Origin of the sequence: Lentibacillus jeotgali, assembly GCF_000224785.1 — a bacterium.
Lineage (GTDB): Bacteria > Bacillota > Bacilli > Bacillales > Amphibacillaceae > Lentibacillus > Lentibacillus jeotgali.
Window position 1 is genome coordinate 1 of the sequence record NZ_AGAV01000020.1, and the last position, 6,659, is coordinate 6,659.

Genomic DNA, 6,659 nt, shown 5'->3' on the forward strand with positions numbered 1-6,659 from the left:
CCGCAAAAACTTGACTCACTCAAAATTAAAACAGCCGTTGACAACGTTTTCATTATTCGATATAATTAATTCAACAAGTTAAAAACGTGGTGGAGATACGGAGGTCCACGCTGCAATAGTACTTTAACAACAGTACATCTATTGTGGTGTGGACTTTTTTATGTCGTTACAGCTTGTATTATGGGATAGATTAAAGGAGTGTTAAAATGCCCGAGTTTTTAGCGGAGTTAATTGGTACGATGATTCTGATTATTTTAGGTGGCGGAGTTGTTGGCGGTGTTGTCCTAAAAAAATCAAAGGCAGAAGGAACGGGCTGGGTATTGATCACCATTGGCTGGGGACTTGGTGTTACAATGGGTGTATATGCAGTCGGACAATTTACAGATGCACATATTAACCCGGCAGTGACACTAGGGTTTGCTGCTGCAGGTGAATTTCCATGGGCAAAAGTGCCGATGTATATAAGTGCCCAAGTGATTGGTGCTTTTATTGGAGCAGTTATTGTGTTCTTTAATTATTTGCCACATTGGAAAGAAACCGAAGATAAAATTGCCAAAAGGGATGTATTTTCAACAACCCCCGCTATCCGCAGTCCCTTTTCCAATCTGGTTAGTGAAATGATTGGTACATTTGTCCTTTTATTTGGGCTTATGTTTATTGGAGCAAACGAGTTTACTGAAGGCTTGAACCCATTGATTGTCGGTCTGTTGATTGTTGCGATTGGGATGTCATTGGGCGGGACAACCGGCTATGCGATCAACCCGGCCCGTGACCTTGGTCCGAGGATAGCTCATGCATTGCTTCCGATTCCACAAAAAGGCGGGTCAGATTGGGGTTACGCCTGGATTCCAGTTGCAGGCCCTATTTTAGGGGGGATTTATGGAGCAGTATTTTACAATGCCATGTTTTTAGGTGAGTTTTCCGTGCTATTTTGGGTATTAAGTGGCGTAGTTGCCATCATTTTCATTGGCGCTGCAAATTCGGAGTTAAAGAAAGGGAATACAGTAGCTGATGAAGTAGAGAATAGAATTGTGTAAAACAATAAATATATTAAGGGGGAGAATATGATGAGTGAAACATTTATTTTATCACTTGATCAGGGCACAACAAGTTCACGGGCGATTCTATTTAATCACGATGGGGAGATAGTCGAAACAGCTCAACAAGAGTTTGAGCAATTTTTCCAGCATCCGGGCTGGGTCGAACATGACGCAAACGAAATCTGGACATCTGTACTCGCCTGTATTTCAGAGGTCTTGCGCAAGTCAGATGTGGATCCTTCGCAAATTGCCGGGATTGGTATCACCAATCAGCGGGAAACAACGGTTGTTTGGGATAAAAAGACTGGAAAACCCATATATAAAGCAATTGTCTGGCAGTCCCGGCAGACGGATGGTATTTGCAAGGATTTGAATGAAAAGGGTTATGAGGATGTTATCCGTGAAAAAACAGGGTTGTTAATTGATGCCTATTTCTCCGGTACAAAGGTGAAATGGATTCTTGATAATGTTGAAGGCGCCCGGGAAAAGGCCGATAATGACGAGCTGCTATTCGGCACAATGGATACGTGGATTGTCTATAAGCTTTCGGGCGGGAAGGCACATATAACGGACTATTCGAATGCTTCGAGAACGCTGATGTTCAATATTTATGATCTGCAATGGGATGACGAATTGCTGGACATACTAGGTGTACCAAAAAACATGCTGCCTGAAGTCAAAGAGTCTTCCGAGATTTATGCCAATACGGTGGATTATCATTTCTTCGGTCATGAAGTCCCAATTGCCGGTATTGCTGGTGACCAGCAGGCGGCATTATTCGGCCAGGCTTGTTTTGAAAAAGGCATGGCGAAAAACACATATGGAACCGGCAACTTCATGTTGATGAATACTGGCGAGGAAGGGGTTAAATCTGACCATGGACTGCTTACAACTTTGGCCTGGGGAATCAATGGCAAAGTTGAATATGCCTTGGAAGGCAGCATATTTGTATCCGGTTCAGCTATACAGTGGCTGCGTGACGGTCTGAAGATTATCGACAATTCGCCGCAGAGTGAGGAATATGCGGCACGCGTAGATTCGACCGGTGGCGTTTACATGGTGCCGGCATTTGTCGGGCTTGGAACACCGTACTGGGACAGCGATGTTCGCGGCGCCTTTTTTGGCATCACGCGAGGTACAACACGCGAGCACATGGTCAGAGCAACACTTGAATCCCTTGCGTACCAGTCAAAAGATGTTCTTGATGCAATGATTGAGGACTCAGGGATTAACTTGAAAGCCATGAGGGTTGATGGCGGTGCCGTTAAAAATGACTTTTTAATGCAATTTCAAAGTGATATTGTTGGCGTACCGGTTGAACGACCTGTCGTTCAGGAAACAACGGCTCTGGGATCTGCCTATCTGGCCGGGCTTGCTGTCGGCTACTGGAAAGATAAAAATGAAATCGCTGAGCAGTGGAAGACAGAGCATACATTTACCAGCAATATGGAAGAAGAAACCCGTGATAAGCTTTATACCGGGTGGAAAAAAGCCGTCGAAGCAGCAAGAACGTTTAAATAATAAAAATTTCTTTTATTAGCCCCTATTTAGTAGAGATAAGGAGGGTGCGATATGAAAAAGATAATCAATGATCCAAATGAAGTTGTTCAAGAAATGACAGACGGAATGGCTGCCGCACATCCTGATAAGCTGCAGCAATTACCCGAAACGACTGTCATTGCAAGAAAGGACGCACCAGCTGCAAATAAAGTCGGTATTGTCAGCGGTGGAGGGAGCGGCCATGAACCTGCACACGCAGGCTATGTCGGTAAAGGCATGCTGGACGCTGCAGTTCCCGGCGAAGTTTTTACCTCTCCGACACCTGATCAGATATTTGAAGCCATTAAGGCTGTTGATGGGGGTGCTGGTGTTTTCTTAATCGTCAAAAATTACACGGGTGATGTGCTGAATTTTGAAATGGCAGCAGAACTTGCTGAGGCAGAAGATATTAAAGTGGAAAAAGTGGTTGTAAAAGATGATGTTGCCGTGGATGAAGTGTCATCGCGAAGAGGAATTGCCGGTACAATTCTGGTTCATAAAATTGCCGGTGCAAAAGCAGAGCAGGGTGGATCGTTAGAGGAGGTTAAAGCTGCTGCCGAAAAAGCAGTCGCGAACGTCAGGTCGATGGGCATGGCGCTGACACCTTGTACGGTTCCTGCTGCCGGGAAACCGAGTTTTGAATTAGCCGAAAACGAAATGGAGATTGGTATCGGTATCCATGGCGAATCAGGAATCGAGCGCAAAGACATCACGTCTGCTGACGACATAGCAAAAGAGTTGACTGATAAAGTCATGAGCGACTTTGACTTTTCCGATGCTGATGTCGCTGTTATGGTCAATGGTTTAGGATCTACCCCGGAGATGGAATTGTATATCGTGAATAAAAAGGTACAAACAGTACTGTCAGAAAACGGAATTAATGTGTATAAAACGTTTGTCGGTGAGTATATGACTTCATTGGAAATGGCAGGTTGTTCGGTAACCTTATTAAAACTGGATGATGAATTAAAGCAACTGCTCGATGAACCATCAAATGCGCTGGCTTTTCACAAATGAGAAAGGAGTTTGGACATGGAACTAACCGTACAGGATGCTGTCGCATGGATTAAAAAATCAAATGAGAAAATACAAGCGAACAAAGATTATCTCACAGACCTGGATCAGACGATTGGGGACGGCGACCACGGCATCAATATGGCTCGCGGCTTTCATGAAACCGCTGAAAAAATAGCAGGACAGGACTATACAAGCTATGCGGATGTATTGAAAGACACTGCCATGACACTCATGTCCAAAGTAGGCGGCGCGTCAGGCCCGCTGTTTGGAACAGCATTTCTGAAAATGTCTCAAGCATTACAAGGGAGCGATGCTGTTGATCATCAAACACTTACGAGCGGGTTGGAAGAAGCCGTGAATGGGATCAAGCAGCGGGGGAAAGCAACAGAAGGTGAAAAAACACTCCTTGATGTATGGTCACGGATGGCGGATTTTTTTAGCCATGAGACGGATTTTGCAGGAGAAAAAGTTGCAGAAGAGGCAAAAAGCGCCATGGAACAGACAAAAGACATGATGGCAACAAAGGGAAGGGCAGCTTATTTTAAAGAACGGTCAATCGGGCATATAGATCCGGGGTCCGCTTCTTCATTCTATATTTTCGAGGCACTGGCCGAAGTTATTGAAGGAGGAACGTGATATGTCCTACGTCGGTATCGTACTCATCTCTCACAGTTCAAAAGTCGCCTGCGGCATAAACGATATGATCCGTCAAGTTATCAAGGATGTTCCGATTGAAACGGCTGGCGGAACAGATGAAAATGATATTGGAACAAGTATTGAAAAGATCCGGCAGGCAATCAAACGTGCTAATAAAGGTCATGGTGTACTGGTGTTTTATGATATTGGCAGTGCAAAGATGAATGCGGAAATGGCCATTGAGATGATGGAGACAGATGATGTCACGATTGTGGAGGCACCATTGCTGGAAGGAGCGTATACAGCGGCTGTTGAATCAGGCATGGAAAAAGATATGGAAAGTGTCGCTGCTGCGGTCACGAAAGAATTCGGGTAAATCATTATGCAATTTTTGTACCAATGTGGTAATATGAAATTAAGTTAATATATGTGCCGGAGAAATGGAGAAACCGCAAAGAACTGATGATATTTTGTCATTGGTCTATTTTGCGGTTTCTTTTTTCGGGAATAGTAAAATAGAAGTTTTTTGAGGTTATTGAAGATATTGGGAATAAGGAGTGATATGATATGTCAGTATTTTCAAGTCATAAGAGAGATGCGATTTTTCAGCAAATTGAACAAAAACAGCTTGATGTGCTCGTCATCGGTGGTGGGATTACCGGTGCGGGGATCTCGCTTGATGCTGCTACCCGAGGAATGGACACGGCTGTTGTGGAGATGCAGGATTTCGCAGCCGGGACATCTAGCCGTTCCACCAAACTAGTTCATGGCGGTCTGCGCTACTTAAAGCAGTTTGAAGTAAAAGTGGTTGCTGAAGTTGGCAGAGAGAGGGAAGTTGTTTATGAAAACGGCCCGCATGTGACGACACCTGAGTGGATGATGCTGCCATTCTATAAAGGCGGTACTTTTGGTCCTTTCACAACAAATATCGGCCTGCGAGTGTATGACTTGCTGGCCGGCGTCAAAAAATCCGAACGCAGAAAAATGTTGAACGCCGAGGAAACATTGGAAAAAGAACCGCTTGTTAAACAGGACAATTTGAAGGGCTCAGGCTATTATGTAGAATACAAAACTGATGATGCCCGGCTGACGATTGAAGTCATGAAAAAGGCGATTGAAAAAGGCGTCAACGCGATTAATTATGCCAAAGTAGTTGATCTTCTCTATGATGCCGGCAAAGTTGCCGGTGCTGTTGTGGAAGATCAGATAACCGGCCGGAAGCACCACGTCTTTGCGAAAAAGATAGTCAATGCGGGCGGTCCATGGGTTGATGATCTTCGCGAGATGGACGGTTCCAAACAAGGGAAAACACTTCATCTGACAAAAGGGGTTCACCTTGTATTTCCGAAACGGCGATTCCCGCTGCAGCAGGCAATTTATTTTGATGCACCGGACGGTCGGATGATCTTTGCCATTCCGCGGAATAAGAAAACATATGTCGGAACAACGGATACAAGTTATGAGGGCGATATTGCCCATCCGCATATGACTGAAGATGACCGGGACTATTTATTGGATGCCATCAATTATATTTTCCCATCGCTTAATATGACAAAAGACGATGTGGACTCAAGCTATGCAGGCTTGCGACCGTTAATTGCCGAAGAAGGGGAAGATGACCCCGATGAAATTTCCCGGAAAGATGAGATATTTGTATCAGATTCGGGTCTGATTTCGATGGCCGGCGGAAAATTGACCGGTTACCGCAAAATGGCGGAAGACGCAGTCGATGAAGTTGTGAAGCAGTTAAAAGAAGAATATGGCATTCTGTATTCTGAGTCCGAGACGGAACACTTGCCGATTTCCGGTGGTGAAGTCGGTGGTTCAAAAGGATTTCAGCAGTTTAAGGAACGGAAAATTGCTGAAGCAGCTGATTTAGGAATTGCCGAGGAAACAGCTATTTTCCTTGTTCAGAAATACGGTGCAAACGTTAATCAGATTTTCGAGTTGTTTCAAGGGGAAAAAGCACAAGCAGAAAAAGCCGGTATCGAACCGATTGTCTTTGCTGAACTGAGATACGCGCTTGATAATGAAATGGCTTATAAGCCGGTCGATTTCTTTGTACGGCGGACTGGAGCACTGTTTTTCGATATCGACTTTGTTACAGCCTATAAAGATAACGTGATTAATTATATGGCAGAGATACTGCATTGGAGCGATGAGCAAAAACGGCTTTATACCGAAGAACTTGACCAATTGCTCGATGAAGCTGTTACCCCGGTTAAGTAACTGGACGCGAGGGACATGGCAATATTGTCCCCGCGTCCTTTTCCATTTTCCATTGAGGTGGCTGATGTGTTGGCGGAACAACTTTGTTCCGCCAACATCAGCCCGAAAACCAAAACATCAGCCCGAAAACCAAAACATCAGCCCGAAAACCAAAACATCAGCCCGAAAACCAAAACATCAGCCCGAAAACCAAAACAT

At 44.7% G+C, this 6,659-nt stretch carries 7 protein-coding genes; all 7 read left to right on the forward strand.

Annotated elements, in window-relative coordinates:
• Window positions 1–206 precede the first annotated feature (206 nt).
• Entirely contained in the window at window positions 207–1,037 is an 831-nt protein-coding gene (locus tag ON01_RS16605) for an MIP/aquaporin family protein (protein ID WP_010532141.1), read from the forward strand.
• Window positions 1,038–1,067: 30 nt separating this feature from the next.
• Window positions 1,068–2,561: a glycerol kinase GlpK gene (gene glpK, locus ON01_RS16610; protein ID WP_010532142.1), complete on the forward strand. Its 1,494-nt coding sequence runs from the start codon at window positions 1,068–1,070 to the stop codon at window positions 2,559–2,561.
• 51 nt (window positions 2,562–2,612) lie between these two features.
• A complete protein-coding gene (gene dhaK / locus ON01_RS16615; protein WP_010532143.1) occupies window positions 2,613–3,596 on the forward strand; it encodes a dihydroxyacetone kinase subunit DhaK in 984 nt (327 codons plus the stop codon).
• A gap of 15 nt (window positions 3,597–3,611) precedes the next feature.
• Window positions 3,612–4,232, forward strand: coding sequence for a dihydroxyacetone kinase subunit DhaL (gene dhaL, locus ON01_RS16620; RefSeq protein WP_010532144.1), 621 nt, complete (start codon window positions 3,612–3,614; stop codon window positions 4,230–4,232).
• 1 nt (window position 4,233) lies between these two features.
• Window positions 4,234–4,608, forward strand: coding sequence for a dihydroxyacetone kinase phosphoryl donor subunit DhaM (gene dhaM / locus ON01_RS16625; protein WP_010532145.1), 375 nt, complete (start codon window positions 4,234–4,236; stop codon window positions 4,606–4,608).
• A 191-nt stretch (window positions 4,609–4,799) separates the two neighbouring features.
• On the forward strand, window positions 4,800–6,461 hold the full coding sequence (locus ON01_RS16630; RefSeq protein ID WP_010532146.1) for a glycerol-3-phosphate dehydrogenase/oxidase: 1,662 nt from the start codon (window positions 4,800–4,802) through the stop codon (window positions 6,459–6,461).
• Window positions 6,462–6,476: 15 nt separating this feature from the next.
• Window positions 6,477–6,659, forward strand: a 183-nt coding sequence (locus ON01_RS19680) for a hypothetical protein (RefSeq protein WP_010532147.1), incomplete at its 3' end; no start/stop codon positions are given.

Excerpts from the sequence above, each read along its gene's own strand:
- ON01_RS16605 (WP_010532141.1), top strand. The coding sequence starts at position 207 with ATGCCCGAGTTTTTAGCGGAGTTAATTGGTACGATGATTCTGATTATT.
- glpK (WP_010532142.1), top strand. The coding sequence starts at position 1,068 with ATGAGTGAAACATTTATTTTATCACTTGATCAGGGCACAACAAGTTCA.
- dhaK (WP_010532143.1), top strand. The coding sequence starts at position 2,613 with ATGAAAAAGATAATCAATGATCCAAATGAAGTTGTTCAAGAAATGACA.
- dhaL (WP_010532144.1), top strand. The coding sequence starts at position 3,612 with ATGGAACTAACCGTACAGGATGCTGTCGCATGGATTAAAAAATCAAAT.
- dhaM (WP_010532145.1), top strand. The coding sequence starts at position 4,234 with ATGTCCTACGTCGGTATCGTACTCATCTCTCACAGTTCAAAAGTCGCC.
- ON01_RS16630 (WP_010532146.1), top strand. The coding sequence starts at position 4,800 with ATGTCAGTATTTTCAAGTCATAAGAGAGATGCGATTTTTCAGCAAATT.